19 protein-coding genes and 2 pseudogenes are annotated in these 19,278 nt (G+C 61.7%); 18 read left to right on the forward strand and 3 right to left on the reverse strand.

Annotated elements, in window-relative coordinates:
* Window positions 1–165: 165 nt before the first annotated feature.
* From JQ567_RS04980 to JQ567_RS38575, 4 genes and pseudogenes are all read left to right on the forward strand, one after another.
* Window positions 166–1,158 (forward strand): hypothetical protein, encoded by a 993-nt coding sequence (locus JQ567_RS04980; RefSeq protein ID WP_212437762.1) that lies wholly within the window; start codon window positions 166–168, stop codon window positions 1,156–1,158.
* A 268-nt stretch (window positions 1,159–1,426) separates the two neighbouring features.
* Window positions 1,427–1,672 carry a DUF6894 family protein gene (locus tag JQ567_RS04985; RefSeq protein ID WP_212037989.1) on the forward strand — a complete coding sequence of 82 codons (246 nt, stop codon included), beginning with the start codon at window positions 1,427–1,429 and terminating at the stop codon, window positions 1,670–1,672.
* Between the two features lie 102 nt (window positions 1,673–1,774).
* A pseudogene (locus JQ567_RS04990) lies at window positions 1,775–2,235 on the forward strand (GSU2403 family nucleotidyltransferase fold protein).
* Window positions 2,236–2,920: 685 nt separating this feature from the next.
* The gene (locus JQ567_RS38575; protein WP_283816450.1) at window positions 2,921–3,049 is read left to right on the forward strand and encodes a hypothetical protein; all 129 of its coding nucleotides are present in this window, start codon (window positions 2,921–2,923) and stop codon (window positions 3,047–3,049) included.
* Window positions 3,050–3,154: 105 nt separating this feature from the next.
* On the opposite strand, the pseudogene JQ567_RS39010 reads toward JQ567_RS38575, so the two are convergent.
* A pseudogene (locus JQ567_RS39010) lies at window positions 3,155–3,289 on the reverse strand (FCD domain-containing protein); the annotation flags it as partial.
* 296 nt (window positions 3,290–3,585) lie between these two features.
* On the opposite strand from JQ567_RS39010, the gene JQ567_RS05000 reads away from it, so the two are divergent.
* The 9 genes from JQ567_RS05000 to JQ567_RS05040 are packed head-to-tail and all read left to right on the forward strand — an operon-like array spanning window position 3,586 to window position 12,908.
* A complete protein-coding gene (locus JQ567_RS05000; RefSeq protein ID WP_212437763.1) occupies window positions 3,586–4,710 on the forward strand; it encodes an ATP-grasp domain-containing protein in 1,125 nt (374 codons plus the stop codon).
* Window positions 4,707–5,597: a succinate--CoA ligase subunit alpha gene (locus tag JQ567_RS05005; protein WP_212437764.1), complete on the forward strand. Its 891-nt coding sequence runs from the start codon at window positions 4,707–4,709 to the stop codon at window positions 5,595–5,597. The genes JQ567_RS05000 and JQ567_RS05005 overlap by 4 nt, the downstream gene beginning before the upstream one ends.
* A 51-nt stretch (window positions 5,598–5,648) precedes the next feature.
* Window positions 5,649–6,854, forward strand: coding sequence for a MaoC family dehydratase N-terminal domain-containing protein (locus tag JQ567_RS05010; protein WP_212437765.1), 1,206 nt, complete (start codon window positions 5,649–5,651; stop codon window positions 6,852–6,854).
* Between the two features lie 36 nt (window positions 6,855–6,890).
* A complete protein-coding gene (locus JQ567_RS05015) occupies window positions 6,891–8,090 on the forward strand; it encodes a CaiB/BaiF CoA-transferase family protein (protein ID WP_212437766.1) in 1,200 nt (399 codons plus the stop codon).
* Window positions 8,087–9,277, forward strand: a complete 1,191-nt coding sequence (locus JQ567_RS05020; RefSeq protein ID WP_212437767.1) for a CaiB/BaiF CoA-transferase family protein — start codon at window positions 8,087–8,089, stop codon at window positions 9,275–9,277. Before JQ567_RS05015 ends, JQ567_RS05020 begins: the two co-directional genes overlap by 4 nt.
* A gap of 21 nt (window positions 9,278–9,298) precedes the next feature.
* The gene (locus tag JQ567_RS05025; RefSeq protein WP_212437768.1) at window positions 9,299–10,165 is read left to right on the forward strand and encodes a MaoC family dehydratase N-terminal domain-containing protein; all 867 of its coding nucleotides are present in this window, start codon (window positions 9,299–9,301) and stop codon (window positions 10,163–10,165) included.
* A gap of 46 nt (window positions 10,166–10,211) precedes the next feature.
* Entirely contained in the window at window positions 10,212–11,036 is an 825-nt protein-coding gene (locus JQ567_RS05030; protein ID WP_212437769.1) for an ABC transporter ATP-binding protein, read from the forward strand.
* On the forward strand, window positions 11,033–11,824 hold the full coding sequence (locus JQ567_RS05035; protein ID WP_212437770.1) for an ABC transporter permease: 792 nt from the start codon (window positions 11,033–11,035) through the stop codon (window positions 11,822–11,824). Before JQ567_RS05030 ends, JQ567_RS05035 begins: the two co-directional genes overlap by 4 nt.
* Before the next feature lie 49 nt (window positions 11,825–11,873).
* Window positions 11,874–12,908, forward strand: coding sequence for an ABC transporter substrate-binding protein (locus tag JQ567_RS05040; protein ID WP_212437771.1), 1,035 nt, complete (start codon window positions 11,874–11,876; stop codon window positions 12,906–12,908).
* Window positions 12,909–12,911: 3 nt separating this feature from the next.
* Here the strand turns inward: JQ567_RS05040 and JQ567_RS05045 are convergent, their stop codons facing one another.
* Window positions 12,912–13,487, reverse strand: coding sequence for a cysteine hydrolase family protein (locus tag JQ567_RS05045; protein ID WP_212437772.1), 576 nt, complete (start codon window positions 13,485–13,487; stop codon window positions 12,912–12,914).
* Window positions 13,484–14,179 carry a GntR family transcriptional regulator gene (locus tag JQ567_RS05050; protein WP_249165250.1) on the reverse strand — a complete coding sequence of 232 codons (696 nt, stop codon included), beginning with the start codon at window positions 14,177–14,179 and terminating at the stop codon, window positions 13,484–13,486. Before JQ567_RS05050 ends, JQ567_RS05045 begins: the two co-directional genes overlap by 4 nt.
* A 272-nt stretch (window positions 14,180–14,451) precedes the next feature.
* Between JQ567_RS05050 and JQ567_RS05055 the strand changes: the two genes are divergently transcribed.
* The 5 genes from JQ567_RS05055 (at window position 14,452) to JQ567_RS05075 (ending at window position 19,267) form a co-directional block, all read left to right on the forward strand.
* Window positions 14,452–15,660, forward strand: coding sequence for an ABC transporter substrate-binding protein (locus JQ567_RS05055; protein ID WP_212437773.1), 1,209 nt, complete (start codon window positions 14,452–14,454; stop codon window positions 15,658–15,660).
* 84 nt (window positions 15,661–15,744) lie between these two features.
* Complete coding sequence (locus tag JQ567_RS05060) at window positions 15,745–16,494, forward strand: SDR family NAD(P)-dependent oxidoreductase (protein ID WP_212437774.1); 750 nt, start codon at window positions 15,745–15,747, stop codon at window positions 16,492–16,494.
* A 4-nt stretch (window positions 16,495–16,498) separates the two neighbouring features.
* Window positions 16,499–17,404, forward strand: a complete 906-nt coding sequence (locus JQ567_RS38830; RefSeq protein WP_212437775.1) for an NAD(P)-dependent oxidoreductase — start codon at window positions 16,499–16,501, stop codon at window positions 17,402–17,404.
* The gene (locus JQ567_RS05070; protein ID WP_212437776.1) at window positions 17,401–18,300 is read left to right on the forward strand and encodes a branched-chain amino acid ABC transporter permease; all 900 of its coding nucleotides are present in this window, start codon (window positions 17,401–17,403) and stop codon (window positions 18,298–18,300) included. Before JQ567_RS38830 ends, JQ567_RS05070 begins: the two co-directional genes overlap by 4 nt.
* Window positions 18,293–19,267, forward strand: a complete 975-nt coding sequence (locus JQ567_RS05075; protein WP_312017354.1) for a branched-chain amino acid ABC transporter permease — start codon at window positions 18,293–18,295, stop codon at window positions 19,265–19,267. Before JQ567_RS05070 ends, JQ567_RS05075 begins: the two co-directional genes overlap by 8 nt.
* The last annotated feature ends 11 nt before the right edge of the window (window positions 19,268–19,278 follow it).

Genomic DNA, 19,278 nt, shown 5'->3' on the forward strand with positions numbered 1-19,278 from the left:
GGACTTTGCTCACCACGCTTGGCCCAGACTTGACGATCCTCAATACTGCTGGCGCGACAAAATGTGATATTTGCTGCCGAGTTTGGGCTACGATTTTTCTTAGCGGGACATCCGTTTTGTGTGAACCGATATACAGTTACCAGTTCTAACATGAGTGGAAAGAAAATGCCGCGCCCGCTGTTGGTCCGGTCCGAGGTCGGTAACGAACTTCGCCCGATTCGTCCTGCTCGTGCCTATCTTGCGGCGCTCGTCGTGGGGGCCATCCTGTCGGTGAGTTCGTTCTATGCCGGCACCCTTTGGGAACGGGGCGCGGATTTGTCACCTGCGGATCTGCCATCGATCGCGGAGGCGGACCAATCAGAAGAGATTACAATTGCCACACCGCTGTTGGATGCCATATTTCAGAATACGCCCGGTCAAAGCGAAGGGTATGCTGTCGGAGTGCCCAAGGCCTTCGCGTGGTGCGGCGGTTGGTACAAGCCCGCAGGCGACAGCTCGCCGCCTTCCAGTTTCACAGCGGTTACCGCAAAAGGACAAATTTATCCGAAAGAGGGGGCGCGCGCGTTTTTGGGTAGAGACGGCATCACAATTAGGAATGCAAAAACCTACGTCCACCTCAGCACTACCCGGGAATGGGTGTTGGTCCAGGACCAGGCCACCGACGAGATCACCGGAGCTCACTTTGTCGCGGACTTCTCGCCGAATGCGGCCAAGCCTATGAAGTTAAGCTCGCAACCGGACCGCAGCGTAGTCATTAGCGCTCCTCCGGCCGGTTACAACGATCATTTTTGGCCAGCCCAACGAGGCAAGTATGCGGCTGGAAGTGTCGATGGCGTGTATGTGCAGATGGACATGCGAACAAATGACCCGAACATGAAATTTGTCGCCAGCGTCGGAGCCGACTGGTGGCTCGATACGAGCGCGGGCATTTTGTCCGATGTCGTTACCGTTTCCGGAGCAGGCCAGAGTAACTGGGTTGAGCTTTCGACACGGTGGTCGACCTTACGCTTCTATTCCGGGAGCACCGCCCAGCTTCAAGCGGACCCGCCTCCACCGCTCGCCGACTCGACCATTGATGAAAAAGAAACCATCATCCGACGTCGCACGAACGCTTCTTCGCCTTGCTTATCCGTTCCGCAGGAGAGAGCGCGCTCATGACGTTTCTGCTTGCTTCGGCGCCAGAAGGCTCTCGCCCTATGAACGGACCTGGCCGCGTAGGTCATGTCGGAACGATCGCGGGGGCGCTTCCTGCGCCGCGGCATCGTCGACCACGAATTGGACCGAAACGCAAAGCCCTATACCGATAGGCGAGCGTGCGCGAGATGTGAGATCGAGTTGCTAAATCGCAACTGGTTGGCTGCTGGGTGAGATGTCGCTGGCGCGGGGAACCATTCGCTTGACGTCAACTCTTGGCGAAGGAGGTGGCATGGCCAGATATCACATAAATTTCCGGCAAGGCGATAAGATCAACAAGGACCTTGTAGGCATCGATTTGCCGAGCTTGGCAGAGGCCTTTGAAGCGGCGCTGCTTTCTCTTCGCGAGCTTTTGGCTGAAAATATACATTCGGCTTCTAAGACACCGGTTGAGGCTGCCATCATCACCGACGAGAGCGGGCAGGAACTTATGGCGATTCCTGTGAAGGATATTTTGCCGGAGCGCTTAAGGAAATAGCGTTGCCTGATCTCCATCGTCCGCTTCCCCCGCGTTCGTTAATCCTGGCTCCCGACCGGATTCGGCATCGCGTCGGACGATCAGGCAGGCAAGCCAGTGCCGATGCCAGCATTGGCCGGGGCGGCGGCATTCTCGCAACGCTTGTTCGACTACCTGATCTACGAGCCGATCCGCGCGGTGCTGCTGCACGGTGCAGGCGTGCCAGTCCTCATCCGTCTCCGGAGCGATACGCCATCCACAAACTCATGGTCGGATCCCGCCGGAAGGAGGATCGCGACGCAACCGCAAAGAGTTCGAAGGCCTGGCTTCAGGCCCGATCAATCGTCGAAGCGATGATCGCGAACCGGCAGCATGCTGATCTTGCTTCTGCCTTTACGGAAGCCTGGGACCGCGGCTCTCACTGGAGAGCAGCAATCCGTACAAGCATCGCGACCTACGACGACGACTTCCAAAACTCGTTCCGAACCGAGCTTGCCAATGGCGTAACCGAGCTTGGCTGCAACCCCGCCGATTACGATCTTGCAGATAAGCCAACGGAAGCCTCTACGCCCCACCCAAAATGACGCACGGATTGCAGTTCCTGCGCGTGCACCGAGAGCCCAAAACGGCTACAAACGTGTGCAATTTCGTCTGGTTTGGAAGTGCACAGGTTCGTGCTTCATCACTTTGAGAGAGCAAGATAAACTGTGAAATATCAAGATTATCGCTTTTTCGTCGCCCCGACGATGGATTGGAACGAGAGTTTAGATTTTTCAAATAGTTAGAAGCGGCGTGGGCACGATGTGTGCACCGGGAGATCAAAGAAAATCTAGCGGCATCCAAGTCAGCGTGATGCACTGAAGCCGCTGCGGTATCAGCGACGGGCCGGTGTTCGAGAGATGAGTTATCTCGGGACAAGCCGCGAATTGCCGAAATCGAACTTAGAGGCGTTATCGGATAACGGGCAGGAATGTCCGCTTCCCGCGGCAGAGCCGACATTCGGCTCGATACGAACATCCTTTCCAGTGTTCGCTTGCAAAGCAGCATCGGCTATTCGCTCATGGTGCGGCGAGCTTGTGATCATTTCGAGAAGCGGGCCCTACGGTGACGAATTCTTGTTGCGATTGGATCGGTGCGAGACTTCGTCCAAGTAGAGTCCCGTCTCCACACTTCCGAAATTCGGACATCTCAGACTGACGGCTTAGCTATGACGTCCGTTGTTGAGGGCAGAGGGGACTTTCCAGACGCGTGCGCAATGCCGAGGCCCGAATGGCGAAGGAGGCAGAGCAGAAGCGGCGGCTCGACGAAGGACAGACGCTGTACGACGTAGCGGGGATGAAGGCTCTATTCGAGGCTGCCGAAATCGTAGAGATCGACGCCATCTGGAGTGACGCTTGATGATGGCAGATAAGTGCGTTCGCTTTGCCGCATAGCGGACGCTGGATCTTTGTTGTTCGTCCTCACCTGATCTATGTGGTTGGCTGAGAATTGCTCATCCCGGAGCTATTTCTCTGAAAGCGCTGCATAACGCTTCAAACGGGCGGCGAAAGAATTGCGGACGTGCAGGCGGGCGAGAGCTTCTGCCTTGTCGGGATCTCTTGCCACAATCGCGGCCACGATTGCCTCGTGTTCAGTTAAGAAGTTCGGCCGGCCTCGATTTCACGACCGACGTGGTGCCGGTCATTCGGTGCCCAAAGTGGCCGCAAGATGTGCCGCGGCACCTTTCAGAATCTCGCGAATGCTTGGCATGCACCGCTCGTTGTAGTCGATCGCGCGCCAATTGGGACGATCGGCATCGACCGTCAGCCGCGAAGCCAGTCGCGATGGAGGATGGAGCGCTGCTGGGCTGCCGTTAGATAGGTGCCGCCTTAGATCGGTGGAGGCGGCCCCAATGGTGATGTTGACAGCTCTTCACGATAATGCATTATGCATCCATGTTATTGACCGAAGCCCAAGGCAAGGCGCTGCTGCGCGGTGTCGCCATATTAACCCCGAAGAGCCTGGAATTCGGCACGTTGGCCGAAGTACAGCTGAATTCGCTTGAATTTCCCGTTGCCGTCAAAGCGCAGGTCAGCGCGGGCGGCCGGGGGAAGGCCGGCGGCATTCGCAGGGCGGATTCACTTGTCGACCTTGAGAATGCATTCTCCACAATCATGAAGACCACCTTTGGCGGCGAAGCACCGTCCTCCGTGCTGGTTGAACCCTGGTTGGCCATCGAGCGCGAACTCTATCTTGCCGTGACCATCGATGCGCAGGCGGGCGGCTTCAGCATTCTCTATTCGCCGCGAGGCGGCGTCGATATCGAGGATGGGCCGCCACCGCTGGCCTACCGCGTCGGACTGCCGCGCTATTTCCGCGCCCATGCGTTTCGCAAGCTGCTCGAACCGGTCGAGCGCGACGCCAAATTGCGCGAGCGGATCATTGCGATGGCAAGGCGGCTGCTTGAGGTCGCCACATCGAACGAGTGCCTGACCGTCGAGATCAATCCGCTGATCGTTCAAAAAGACGGCTCGCTGATCGCCGGTGACGCCAAGGTTGTCCTCGATGAGGCTGCCGCGTTTCGAAAGGCGGCAACCGTCGCGGCGATTGCTGCTTCGCGTGAAAAAGCCGCGCCCGATATCCGCCTGTGCGACGAGGCCAATCTGATGCTGGTCTGGCTCGACGGCGAGATCGGGCTGATTTCGGGCGGCGCCGGTATGACGATGGCCGCGATGGATGCGATCGACGGCGCCGGTGCGCAGCCGGCATGCTTCCTCGACGTCAGCGGAAACCCGACACCTTCAGGCTTCGCAACCGCCTTCGATCTTTTGGACCGCGCGCCGAAGGTGAAGGGAATCCTAGTTAGCATGTTCGGCGGTGGCCTGCACACCGACCGCGTCGCCAGGACGCTGGTTGAAATCCTCAAAACACGTCGATCGTCGAAGCCGGTTACGTTGCGCCTGCAGGGAACGCGCAGCGATGTCGCGACCGAAATCCTGCGCGAGGCCGGGCATCACAATCACGCCACGCTTGAAGCCGCCGTCACCAACATCGTTGAAAAAGTAAGCCGGGCGCCATGAGCATCCTTCTCGACGCCACCGCGCGTGTCCTTATCGTCGGCATATCCGGCAAATTTGGAACCTTCTCCGTCAAGGATCTCGCGCAAAGCAGGACCGCTGTGGTCGCTGGCGTCGCGCCCGGACGTCATGGCCAGATCGTCGAGAACATCCCGGTGTTCTCCAGCGTCGCGGCGGCGATAGGAGAGACCGGCGCTAATGCCGCTTTGATCTACGTGCCGGCTTCGGGCGCTCTCGATGCGGTTCTCGAAACGATCGAGGCGGGGTGTCCCCTGATCGCCTATCCCGGTGACGGCCTGCCGGTCTCCGACGCGATGGAGATGCGGGCCGCAGCACTGGAAGCAGGCGCACATCTCGTCGGCCCCAATTCTCCCGGATTGATTTCTCCCGGCAAGGCCAAGCTCGGCTTCATGCCTTCGTTCTGCTACGCGCCGGGCCCGATTGGCGTCATCTCGCGCAGCGGATCATTGTCATATGAGGCCTGTTTCCGCCTGACGTCGGCGGGTCTGGGCCAGACCAGTGTCATCGGTATCGGCGGCGATCCCGTGCGCGGCGTCAACGCCGCAGAGGCGATCGGCTCGTTCCACGACGATCCGGAGACCCGCGCCATCGTCTATCTCGGCGAGATCGGCGGATCCGAGGAATATGCGCTGGCGGAATATGCCCGACGCCCCGACGCCAAGCCTGCCGCAGCACTTCTGGTCGGCCGCACCGCACCGGTCGGCAAGAAGATGGGCCATGCCGCCGCGATGATCGGCTCCTACGCAGAAGGCTGGGCCGCCAAGGTCGAAGCGCTCGACCGCGCCGGCGTCGTGATCGCGCGCGACCTCGACGGTCTGGCCGCGGCCGCGAAATCCGCGCTGACGCGCGCCATGGCACCGGCCGCCTAGGAAGACCGCAACACAACAGCCAACAACACGACAACAGCATCGGAGAAGGCAATGTCAGACGTCATGGAAAAAGAAGTCGGCCACTCGCCGGCAGAAGGAAAGATCACCGACGAAGCGATCGCGCGGGCGCGAGGGATGATCGGCCTGCAACTGCGTCCCGAGGGCCCTTATCTTCAGGATGCGACGTTGGATACGATGCGCAATTGGTGCAACGGTATCGGAGATATGAACCCGCTTTACCGCGATGCCGAGCACGGTCGCCAAAGCAATTATGGATCGAACGTCGCCCATCCCATGTTTCCGATGGCGTTCGGTTGGATCGGGCGGACGCGTTGGGGGCTGCCCGGCGTTCACGGCTTCTACGCTGGCAATGATTGGGAACTGTTTCGGCACGTGCGGCCGGGTGATCGCATTACCGCAATCGAGCGCGTCGTCGGCATCGAGGTGAAGGAAAGCAAGTTCTCCGGACGTCTGGTGCTGCAATATGTCGAGGCGACCTACAGCAACCAGCGTGGCGAACTGGTCGCCCGCGCGCTTGGAACCTGCACGCGGCATGAGCGCAAGGCTTCTCGCGATGCGGGAAAATACAAGGATATCGTGAGCTATGAGTACACGGCTGAGGAATTCGCCGCGCTGGATGATGCCATCCTGAAGGAAGAGGAGCGAATTCGTGGTGGTAAGGTGCGATACTTCGAGGACGTCAACGTCGGCGACGAATTGCCGCCGATCGTTCGCGGGCCGCTCTCGCTGATGGATACGATGGGTTTTCTGGTCGGCTGCGGGCGCGGTCATACCCACGGCATCGTGCTGAAAGCCGCCGTCAAGCATCCCGGCCATTTCTTCCGTAACCCCGAAGCCGGAGGCGGCATCGAGTATACCGGCATCGGTCACCATCGCGAGTCGATGGCCAAGGACGTCGGCGTGCCCGGGACCTACGACTACGGTCCGCAGCGTTCGTCCTGGCTGTGCAGTCTGGTGACGAACTGGATGGGCGATACCGCCTTCCTCAAGCGCGTGCGCACCGAGATGCGCCGCTTCAACACCATGGGTGACTCGACTTGGTGCAAGGGGAAGGTCGTAAGAAAATATGTGAAGGACGGATTTGCACTGGTCGACCTCGAGATCTGGGGCGAGAACCAGCGTGGCGAATTGACGACGCCGGGCCTTGCGACGGTGATGTTGACGTCGCGCGACGTGAAAAATCGCGTGTTCTTCGATGGTGCCCAACTCGATCTGGAACTGCCGACGGTCAGATAGGCCGGCGGAAAACAAAAACAAAAAGAGGGTGGAGCCATGCCGGAAAGGGTTTTGCCACCGCCGCTGGCGGGGGTGACGGTTGTCGAAATATCGCACAGCGTCGCTGCCGCTTACGCCGGCCGTCTGCTCGCCACCCTTGGCGCGGAGACGGTCATGGTTGAGCCTCCGGACGGCAGCCCGCTGCGTCGCGAGCCGCCCTTTCTCCCGCCCGCCAATGCGGCCAGCGCGCTGTTCGCGTTTCTCGGCTCGGGCAAGCAGAGCGTCGTGTGCGATCTCGCCACGGCATCCGGGCGTGCTGCTTTAGCGAACCTGCTCGCGACTGCGGATGTCTTCATCCACGACATCCCCGTAGCGCAGCGCGCGACGCTCCAACTCGATGAAGATAGCCTTCGGCACCGCTATCCCAATCTGATTGACGTGTCGGTGCTACCTTTCGGCGCGCATGGGCCAAAGGCCGATTGGCAGGGCGAGGAGATCAACCTGATTCATGCCTCCGGTGAGGGCTTTCTGCTGCCCAATGGTCTTTCGGTCGAACTGTTTCCCGATCGGCCGCCGCTGAAGGTGCATGGTCACTTTGCGTCATATCAGGGCGGTGTCGTTGCAGCCCTCGGCGCACTGTCGGCGCTGATGAGCCGCGACCATGTCGGGGCCGAAAGCGTCGACGTCTCCGTGCATGATGCCATGCTGGCGGTCGGTGCATTTGCGCTACAGCGGTTTGGTGACGGTTCCCTGGAGCATCGTTCGACGCGCTCCTTCAAATATGGCGGCGTGCTCGAATGCGCGGACGGCTATGTCGAACTGCTGACACTCGAAGACCGGCAATGGCGCGGCCTTGTCGAGCTGATGGGGCAGCCGCGTTGGGCGTTGGACCCGGCGTTGTCAGATTCGCTCGAGCGCAGTCGGCGCGGCGAGGAGATCAATACGGACATCCGGGCGTGGGCGCGACAGCAGTGTGTGGGCGACGTGGTCGCGCGCGCGCAGGCGCTCGGCGTTCCCATGGCCAAATATAACAGCCCCGCCGAGGTGCTCGCCGGCAAGCACGAAAATGCGCGCGAGCTGTTCCAGCAGGTTGACGTGCCCGGGGCAGGGCGCTTGCCGATCCTGGCCGCGCCCTTCCATCTCGATGGCGCGCCGCTGGCGCTGAAGGCCGGTCCGCCGCAGCTTGGCGAGCACCAGCAACTGCTGAAAGAGACGCGACGCCATGAAAGGCCCGCAGCCGTGATGGGGGCGTCATGAAACCGCTTGCCGGAATCCGGATTGCCGATTTCACGCTGCATGCGGCCGGTCCGTTCTGCACGCACATGCTCTCGCAACTCGGCGCCGAATGCATCAAGGTCGAGAGCGCGGCCCGGCCCGATATCTTCCGCAAACCGCATCCGGTCTATGGGCGGATGGGGCCGGCGAGTTTTGACCAGGTAGCGTCCAACAAGCTGTCGGTGCGCATCAATCTCAAGGACGCCAAGGGCATCGCGCTGGCAAAGCAACTGGTCGGCAGCAGCGATCTCGTCTGTGAAAGTTTTAGGCCCGGCGTGATGGATCGCCTCGGGCTGGGCTACGGCACGCTGTCGGTGCTGAAGCCATCGCTGGTCATGGTGTCCGTTTCCTCGTCGGGGCAAACCGGACCCGACTCGCATTTCTCGGGCTATGCGCCGCTGTTCGGTGCGTGGGGTGCGCTTGGATATCTCACCGGCTACGAAGACGGACCGCCGGTCGAGATGCGGCATGCCATGGACCACAGTGTCGGCATGACCGCCGCGATGGCGGCTGTTGCCGCGGTGTATCGCCTGTGGCGTATCGGCATCGGCGGCCACGTCGACGTCAGTGCGCGCGAAGTGGCGTGTTCATTGGCAGGCGAGGCCTTGTTGCTGGCCGCTGCCGGCGGCGATCCCGTGCGGATGGGCAATGATCATCTGCGCATGGCGCCGCATGGCGTGTTCAGGACCCGAGATCACGATCGGTGGCTGACCATCGCCGTGAGGTCGGACGAGGAGTGGCAAGGATTGCTGGACCTGATGAAGGCGCCGGCATTGCTCCGCGAGCCGCGCTATCAGACCGCGACCGGCCGGCAGGTGCATCGGCAGGCGTTGCATGACGAAATCGAGCAATGGACGCGTAAGCTCGACGCCAGCGAAGCCGAAGGCGCGCTGCAGGCAATCGGCATCGCCGCGCACATCTCCTGCGACATGCGCGATATCTCCGGCGATGCGCATCTGCGCCAGCGGGGCGTCGTCGTCGATGTCGACGACAATGAAGGCCGCAAGCGCGCCGCGCTGGGCGTGCCGATCCGTTTTTCCAAATCCCAAGCTGGCATGGAACGCGGTACGCCGCGGCTTGGCCAGGACGAGGATTATGTCTTTGGCGAACTGCTTGGTCTCTCTGCCGAGGACCGCAAAACCCTGATGGACCAGCAGGTGATCTACTAAAAATCCGATTGGAACGCGCGCATGAGTGACACGGCCACGATACCGAAAGACGCCGCGGGGCAGGATTGGCAGGCCTGGGTCGGTCGCAAGGAAACGGTGCGTGAGCGGATGGCGCCGGAGCGGGTGAACACGCTCGCGGCGACGTTGGGTATTGATGGTGAGTTCTCCGCCGGCGGTTCGTTGCCGCCGGGCTGGCACTGGATTTTCTTCAATCCCTTCGTGCCGCGCCAAGGATTGGGGACCGACGGTCACCCGAAACGCGGCGGGTTCCTGCCGCCGGTGTCGCTGCCGCGGCGGATGTGGGCGGGCGGACGCCTGACCTACCACAAGCCGCTGACGATCGGCCGCGAGGCGGCGCGCGAGAGCACGATCAAAAAGGTCGAGGCGAAATCCGGCCGTGCCGGGAAATTGGTGTTCGTGACGGTCAGCCATGCCCTTGATTGCGGCGACGGCCCGTGCATCACGGAAGAACAGGATATCGTCTATCGCGAGGCGGCGGCACCGGGAACCCCGGCACCCGCGCCGTCTCCTGCGCCGGCAGATGCGACCTGGTCAGAAGAAGTGCGGCCAGACACGGTTTTGCTGTTTCGCTATTCGGCCCTGACCTCGAACGGTCATCGCATCCACTACGACCAGGCCTATGCGCGCGCCGAAGAGAATTACCCCGATCTCGTCGTGCATGGACCCCTGACCGCAACGCTGCTGCAGGCATTCGCGGCCGGTCGTGGCGGCAAGCCGCTCAAGGCATTCGAGTTCAGGGGCATGTCGCCGCTGTTCGTCACGTCACCCTTCAAGCTTGAAGGCAAGCAGGCCGAGAGCGGCGGGCTTGATCTGTGGGCCAGCGGACCAAACGGCGCGCTGGCGATGCGAGCCTCGGCGCAATTCTAAAGTCGTTCGAAGGTGCGGCCCGTTCGAAGGTAGGGAGACCACCGTTGTGAGACCACTGCATCTCTCGGTCGTATTAGTCCCTGGGGATCAGGGTGCGAAAGTGCCCGCGGTCGAGTTGCGTGGGGTCGGCAAGACGTTTGTCTCCCGTCAGGCCAGCATTGATGTTCTCAGCGGCGTCAACCTTTCGCTCGGAGACGGCGAGTTCGTCACCATCGTCGGTCCCAGCGGCTCGGGCAAGTCGACGATGCTCAACCTGCTGGCGGGCCTCGATCATCCGAGTGCCGGCGCTGTGATGTGCCAGGGCCGGCGGATCCAGGGCGTCAATACCGACATCGGCTATCTCACCCAGCATGATTGCCTGCTGCCGTGGCGAACGGTGGAGGACAACATCGCCGTTCCGCTGGAGATTCGTGGGCTCGCACGCTCGGAGAGGATGGCGCGTGTCGGGATCGCGCAGGTCGGCCTCGAGGGTTTTGAGCGGCACTACCCCAACCAATTATCGGGCGGCATGCGCAAGCGGGCCATGCTGGCGCGCACACTGATTTACGATCCGCCGATTCTCTTGATGGATGAGCCGTTCGGTCCGCTCGACGCCCAGCTCAAGCTCACCATGCAGGCCGAACTGCTGAAACTGTGGTCGGCGCGGCGCAAGACGGTGGTTTTCATCACCCACGACATCGTCGAAGCCATCACGCTGGCGGATCGCGTCGTGGTGCTGTCCGCGCGGCCGTCATGGATCAAGCTCGATGAACAGATCATGATTCCGCGGCCCCGCGAAGTGCACGAGGTGAGATTCCATCCCAGCTTCGAAGAACATTACCGGCGGCTCTGGGGCGCACTCGATCCGACCCTGACGAGGTCCCAGTCATGACGACGCAGGCACTGGAAGCGCCACATGAGATCGCGCCATCAGCTTCGTCCGGCCGCATATGGCTGTACCGGGCGCTTTTCGTGGTGCTGATGCTGACGGTTTGGGAGCTGTCCTCCGGCAGGCTGCTGGACCCGTTTTGGGTTTCCAGCCCGTCGGCGGTGTTTCGAACGCTGATGGCCTGGACGCTGAGCGGCCATCTTGAATACCACCTTATGGTCACCTTCAAGGAAACCATTGCCGGATTCCTGATCGGGGCGACGACGGCGGTGCTGTGCGCACTGGTCGTCGGTGCCAGCGACACGCTTCATCGCACGGTCGACCCCTTTGTCACGGCCGTGTATGGAGTTCCCAAAATTGCGCTCGCGCCCTTGTTCATCATGTGGTTCGGCATCGGGCTTGCGCCCAAGATCGTGCTGGCCGCGATCAGCGTCTTCTTCCTGGTTTTCTTCAGCACGTTGCGCGGCGTCCGCGAGGTCGACCACAAGATGGTCGACGCGCTCCGTACGATGGGCGCCAGCAAGCTTACCGTTCAGCGCATGGTGATTTTTCCGGCCGCGCTGCCGTGGTTGTTCACCGGTCTCAAGCTCGGTTTGCCCTACGGCTTTGTCGGCGCCGTCGCAGCCGAAATGATGGCCTCAAATGCCGGCATTGGCTACCTCACGCAAAATGCCGCCGGCCAACTCGATACCGCGGGCGTCTTTGCCGCCTTGTTTGCGCTGATGGCGGTGACGAGCGCCCTCAACGAAGCGCTTGGGCGCCTGGAGAACTGGATCTTCCGCTGGCGTTGATCGACGCCGGCACACCGCAATTTCATAAGCATAAAAAGGGGAGGGCATCATGACGACACGTCGAGCCGTGATCCGCGGGATAGCACAAGCCGGGTTCGCCGGTGCGTTCGGGACCGGCCTTGTCACGCGAGGCTGGGCGCAGTCCGGCCCGATGAAGCCGCTTACGATCGCGATCGGCGGCTATACGTTCGCTTACCTGCCTCTGCTGGTGGCGACGGCGGCGGGCTTCATGAAAGCCGAAGGCCTCGAAGTGTCGTTGGTCGATACCGGCAGCGGCACCAACTCGATGGCGGCCATGCTCGGCGGCAGCGCAGATGTCACCGGGCTTGTGATGAGCGACGTCATTCTTGCGGTGGCCAAAGGACAGAAGATCAACGCCTTCGCGCCACTGATGTCGCAATATGCCAGCGATGCCGTGATCAGCACCAAGGCCGCTGAAAAGGTCGGTCTGAAGCTGCACATGCCGCTCAGGGAGCGCATGGCCCGCATGAAGGGGTTGACGCTCGGGATATCCGGCCGGGGCAGTGGCACTGACAAGATCTGGCGCTATATTTTGTCGCTCGGCGGCCTCGATCCCGACAAGGACGTGACGCTCACCGTCATCAAGCTCGACCAGATGTATACGGCGCTGCGGGCCGGCCAGATCGACGGCTTCAACACCACGGCGCCGGCCAACAACCGCGCGGTCGAGGACGGCATTGCGGTCTGGGCGGCGCGCCCCTCACACGGCGAAGTCCCCGGCATCGAAAACTTCCTCTACACGGTTCTTTGCGCCAGGCCGGATTATCTGGAGAAAAACGGGGAGACGGCGGCAGCCCTGGTTCGCGGCATGACCAAAGGAGCGGAGCTGATCCGCAGCGATCCCGCGGCGGCCGGACAATCTCTGCACAATAGCTATTTTCAGAAAACCAGCGTCGATCTGCTCAAGAACACGGTTCGGGATCAATGCGAGACCGTCTCGGTGCCGCCGACACTCTCGCAAGCGCAATTCCAGCATAACATCGAGTTCGAGTTGAAGTTCAGCCAGGACGTCAAGGGAGTCACCTATCAGCAGGCGATCAATCCGCGCTGGCTGCCGTTTTGAAGATCAGGAGAACGTCACATCAGCGCTGTTCTTGATCGCGGCAAAGCGGGCGACGCAGCGCAGCGCGCTGTCGTGCTCGTCCACCGTGGCGCCTGCACAGCAATCCTCGAGCACGGTGCAGGCGTAATCACGGTCATGTCCTTCGCGCGCGCCGGAATGGACGACCCCGTTGGTTGAAACACCGCACAGGAACAATTCGCTGACGCCGCGGGCACGCAGGATCGGTTCCAGCGACGTGCCGTAGAAGGGACTGACGCGATGCTTCACGATGTCGAAATCACCTGCTTGCGGAGCAACATCGGGATGAACTTCAGTGCCCCAGGTGCCGAGCTTGAACATGCCAGCGCTGCGCGCCCGCGAGAAGATCGGCGAGTTCGGCGGGCATTCCCGATAGTTCGGCGAAAATCCGACCCTGACGTAGCCGATCAGGGCGCCGGCTGCGCGTGCTTTGTCGATCGCGGCCCTGGTGCGCGCCAGCACGCTGCGCTCCTTCATCAGCGGCACATAGGTTTTTGCGCCGCCGCCGTTCTCGTGGACGAGATCGTTCAGCATATCCATCACGAGCAGCATCGCGGTCATAACGGTTCCTTTTCCGTGGTCTTCGCAGGCACCAGACTTGTTTCCGAATGGGCTGGCCCCGAACTGCTTCGAAACTCGCTCCAGCCGGTCTCGATATGACGGCGCATGGTCAGCATCGCACTGGCGGCGTCGCCCTCGATCACGTTTCGCAGCAGTTCGCTATGCTCTTCCGCGGCGCGGAGTGCGCGGCCGCTGATCCGGTTGATGACGTCGAACGGATATTGCGCCCACAGTACCTGGACGAAATGCAACGTCTTGGGGAGTTCGGCAAAGTCATAGATGCGCCGGTGGAAGCGGTAGTTGATGCCGCGCGCGGATGTACTGTCGTTAGCGCGGGCGGCCTGTTCGAACTGGGCCGCGAGATCGCGCAATTCGGCGATGTTATCGGCGGTCACCTTGCGGACGGCGCTTTCGACCAGTTGGGTTTCGAGCGTGATCCTGAGCTTGAGGATTTCGGTCGACGCGCCGACATCGAACGGTGCCACCGTCGCGCCGCGATAGGAGTCGCTCGCAAGATATCCTTCCGCCTCGAGCAGCTTCAGCGCCTCGCGCACCGGCGTGATGCTGATTTTCAGTTCCTGCGCAATCTCGGTTTGCTTCAGCCGTGCGCCGCGGGGCAGGCGGCCGGAAATGATGCCCTCGCGGAGGTAGTCTGCGACCTGCTCCTCTTTGGTCCGGTATTCCATGGCCATGTTTTGCCCCCGCGAAATCGACTCCGTCGCACCTACCATAGACGTTCCGGGCGATGAAGATGAAAGTACAACCGATAATGCAAGATGCATGACTTTCTGATGTCCAATCGCTTTAATCGGAGGAATTAGGCAAGAATAGCTCAACAGTCGTAAATTGGGTCGCATTGTAGTAGCTCGAATAGATAATGCATAATGCATTTTATGTTGACCAAGACGGTTCCGGCGGTTAGAACAGGCCGGCAAATGAAAAAACAATCGATGGGGAGGGCACGATGAATCGGCGCGAACTACTAAAGCTGTCCGGGGCGACGGCACTGGCGGCCTTGTATCCGGGTTCTCCGCTGCTGGCCGACGAGATCGGGGTCGATCTCGCTGCCAAGACGGTCACGGTCGGCGGCTTTACGCCCATCACCGGGCCGGTGCCGTTCTACGCGATCCTGACGCACGCCGCCGACTCCTATTTCAAGAGCGTCAACGAGCGTGGCGGCATCAAGGGCTGGAAGATCAAATATGTGACGCTTGACGACGGATACGATCCGGCACGCAGCGTTGCGGTGGCGCGGCGCCTGGTCGAAGAGGAACGTATTTTTGCGCTCGTCGCGGCGGTCGGCACCGCCACCAACGTGGCGGTCATCCCGTTTGCCAAGGAGAGTGGCCTTGCGATGGTCGGGCCGATCGGCGGTGCCAGCGCGTTCTTTGCCGAACCGAACATCTTTCCGTTGCTTCCCGACTATGGCTGGTCGGCCGCTTCCAACGCCGAATTTGCCATCAACGATCTGAAGCTGAAGAAGATCGCGCTGCTCTGGGAGAACGACGAACTCGGCCGCTCGGCCAAGCGCGGTTTTGACCTCTTCATGGAAGCCAGCAAGATCGCGCCGGTGGAGTCGGTTCCGTTCGAAGTGAAGACGACCGACTTTACCCCGCATCTGCGTCGCGTCGCCAATTCGGGCGCGGAGGCCGCAATCCTGTTCGGCTCCAACGCCAACCTCGCCGCCGCGCTGAAGGCGGCCGACCGGCAGGCGGTGAAACTCACCTGGTTCGCGCCCTTCTTCACCGCCGATCCTTCGACCTACAAACTGGCGGGCGAACTTCTGGAGGGCGTTTACTTCTCCTCGTGGCTGCTCCCCGTCGACAGCAAAGAGCCGGAAGTGCAGGCCTATCGCGAGGCCGTGACAAAATATTATCCGGGCGACCCCGTCGGCGTGTTCGGATTGAACGGATGGAGCAACGCCGCGCTGTTCGGCAATCTGTTCGGCGCCCTCATCGACAGCGGCAGGCCGATCACCCGGGCCAATCTGCTCGCGGCCGGCAATACGCTGACGAATGCATCCGTCGGCGGCGCCCGCAAGGTGACCTTCGTCGCCGGGGATCATCGCGGAACCCGTCAGGAAGCCATTCTCCAGGCGAAGGGCAATGCCTTCCAAATGGTGCGGGACTTCAAGCCTTATCCCGCAGTAGCATTCGACGCCAAACCTTCGTGATGCCATCGCCGAGCGCTGGCGATGTTTCGGTTCGAATGTCGCCAGCCGCTTCCTTCTCTCAACGAATAAAAAGGACATAACTCCATGGTTGGATCGCCCTTGAGCGGGCCTTCGCGTCTCGACGGGCAGACGGCCCTGATCACCGGCGCGGCTGGCGGCATCGGCCGTGCGGTCGTCGCGGCTTTCTGCGAAGCCGGCGCCAATGTCATCGCGACCGATATCGTTGCCGACGGCGGCAAATTCCCTGAAAGGGCAACCTATCGCCGCTGCGACGTCACCGACCGGGCCGCGACCGAGGCCTTGATCGATGATGAACTCAGGAAGCGCGGCAACATCGATATTCTGGTGCTGTGCGCTGGAACCATCTCGAACGCGCCGTTGCAGCAATCCACCGACGAGGAATGGGAGAAGATTTTCGCCGTCAATGTGATGGGGACCGTCATCCCCGTCCGCAAGCTCTATCCCATCATGGCCGAGCGTGGTTTTGGCAAGATCGTGGCGCTTGGATCGATTGCGGCCAAGATCGGCGGCGTGGCTGCAGGGCCGGCCTATGTCGCCGCCAAGTCGGCGGTGCACGGCCTGATGAAATGGGTCGCCAAGAACGGTGCCAGCAAAGGCGTCTATGCCAACGTCATCGCGCCCGGTCCGGTCGAAACGCCGATGTGGGCGTCGGTCACGGACCGCGCACCGCCCTCGGCGAACGGCAGCGTTCCGCTGGGCCGGTTCGGCCAGCCCGAAGACATCGCACAGAGCATTCTGTTTCTGTGTTCGCCGGCGTCGAACTGGATCACCGGAACGGTGCTCGACGTCAATGGCGGCATGTTGATGGATTGATGAAGTGACAAATCAGCAAATCATTGGCTTCATCGGGCTTGGCGTCATGGGCGGCCCGATGTGCCGGAACGTCGCGAAGAAGCATGCCGGCCGGGTGCTGATGCTCGATCGCGAACCCGGCGCGATCGCGGCACTCTCCGACACCAAGGCGGAAGCCGCGGCGAACCTCGAAGCGCTCGCCGCTGCCGCTGATGTCATCTTCCTGTCGCTGCCGGGTGGTCCCCAGGTCGAGGCGGTGTGTGCGGCGATCCAGGCATCGGCCAAGCCGGGCACTGTTGTGGTGGATCTCAGCACCACGCCGGTGTCGGTCGCGCGCGATGTCGGCAAGCGGCTTAAGGCGGCCGGATTCGATTTCGCCGATGCGCCGGTGGCGCGCACCCGCGAAGCGGCGCAGCGCGGCGAACTCAGCATCATGGTGGGCGCGGATGCGGGCGTGTTCGCCCGGGTGAAGCCGCTGCTCGACTATATCGGATCCGATGTCACCCATTGCGGCGAGATCGGCTGTGGCCAGGTCGTCAAGCTCATCAACAACGCGCTGGTGTTCGAGAACACGCTGGCGCTCGCCGAGATGATGGTGGTGGGCGAGCGCGCCGGTGTGGCGCCGGAAACACTGTTGGGTGCGGTCGCAAAAGGCTCCGGCGACAGCTTTGTTCTCCGTAATCACGGCATGAAGGCGATGCTGCCGCGGAGTTTTCCCGAGAAAGCCTTCCCGCCGGAATATGTCCTGAAGGACCTCGACTACATGCTGCAACTGGCGGCCGACATGGGCCTGCAGCCCAACGTCACCCAACTGGCACGCCGCACCTACGATGCCGCGTGCCGGCATGGTCTCTCCGGCCGCTATTTTCCCGGCGTGATCGAATTCGTCGAGAGCGGCGGCCTCGCCGACGACGGGAAGAAGACGAAATGAGCGGGCCGGGAGGCATCGTCGCGGATTTATTGCCGCTGATGTGGTCCGGCATCATTTCCGGCTGCCTCTATGGTGTCGGCGCGCTCGGTCTCGTCATGGTGTTCAAGAGTTCGCGCGTGGTCAATTTCTCGCATGGCAACCTTGCCTGCCTCGGGGCCTTCATCGTCTACGGCCTTTCCAGCGGCAGTCTTTTGAGCCTGTCCTGGGGAAGTGCGGTGGCCGTGGCGCTCGGTGTCGCGGCATTCCTTGCGGTATTGAGCTATGCGCTGATCGCGCCGATCGTCTTCAAGTCGGATCTGGCGTCAACCATCGCGACGCTCGGCGTCGGGCTCATCCTGCAGGGCGTCGTCCAGCTGTTCTTCGGCGCTGACATCGTCAATCTCGATCTGCCGATACCGCGTTTCGGTTTCAGTGTCGCGGGAATCCGCATTTCGTCCTACGACCTCGCGGTACTCGCGATCACGCTTGTTATCGTCGGCGGGTTGTTCTTCATCATCGATCGCACCAAGCTCGGCGTCGCCTTCCGCGCCGTATCGAGCAATCCGTTCGCCTGCGAAGTATCTGGGCTCAACCTGCGATCGGTTCATTTGTTTTCGTGGCTCGCGGCCGCCGTTCTCGGCCTCGTTGCGGCCCTCTTGATCGTGCCGACCACGTTTCTCAGCTCGACGACGGTGCCCACGTTCATGCTGACGGCCTTTACCGCCGCCGTCGTCGGCGGCTTCAGCAGCCTGCCCGGCGCGGCAGTCGGCGGCATCATCCTCGGTATCGCGATGAACCTGTTTTCATTCTACGTCTCGCCGGAGTTCATGAACACGTTCCTGCTCGCCGTCATCTTGATGACGCTGAACTTCTTCCCCAATGGTCTTCTGGAAAGGGCAATTGGCGGCCGTGTCTGAACTCGTACAAGCCTCCAAAGCGACGATATCCGATCGCGGCAGCTATCCGGATGTCATGCGGCTCGGTCTCGTCGCGCTGCTGGCGTTGCTGATCATGGCCCCATTGGTTGCCGGCGGTTTTCTAGTCTACAGCCTTTCGCTGTGCTTTGCGAATGCGCTCGCGGTGCTGTCGGTCAGCGTGCTGGTGCGCTACGGCGGCGAGGTCTCGATCGGTCACAGTTTCTTCGTCGCCCTCGGCGCCTACACAGTTGCGATCGTCGAACACCGGCTCGGGCTCTCGGTGCTGGTCAGCCTTCCCGTTGCGGTGGTGCTCGGCGCGGTGGCTGGCTTCGTCTTTGCCTTTCCCTCGCGCCGCCTGTCCGGCATCTATCTTGCTGTCGCGACAATGGCGCTCGCGCTGGCGTTGCCGGAAATCCTGATCGGCTTCGAAAAAATCACCGGCGGATTTGAGGGCCTGTACATCGCGCGCGATCTGGTCCCCGGTGTCTCGAAACCGCTGCAGCGCTATTATCTCGCGCTTGCCATCCTCTGCATCGTTTGCTTGGCGCTGGCGCAGTTCCGCCGTTCCCCGCAAGGCATGGCGCTGTTGATGGCGCGCGCACAGCCGCGCGCGGCCGAAGCGATCGGCATCACCAAGAGCTGGGCCCGCATCAGCGTGTTTACCCTGAGCGCGGCACTGGCATCGATGGCCGGCGCGCTGGCGGGATTTGCCTCCTCGACCGTCTCGCCCAACAGCTTTTCGTTCTTCAGCGGCATCTTCCTCCTGGTCGGCTCGGTCGTCAGCCTCAACGGGCTGTCGCTGGCCGCAGCATTGGCCGGCGGCGCATTCATCACCTTGGTGCCGACCTATCTGGCGCATGCCGGCGACTGGGTCCCGGTGCTTTATGGGGCCGCACTCATTCTCGTATCGCTCGCGGCCAATGCCGGCAGCTTGCAGCGCTTCATTCAGGGTTGGAGAGGCCGATGACCAACGGCGCC

The organism is Bradyrhizobium sp. AUGA SZCCT0431 (assembly GCF_018131065.1).
Classification (GTDB): Bacteria; Pseudomonadota; Alphaproteobacteria; order Rhizobiales; family Xanthobacteraceae; genus Bradyrhizobium.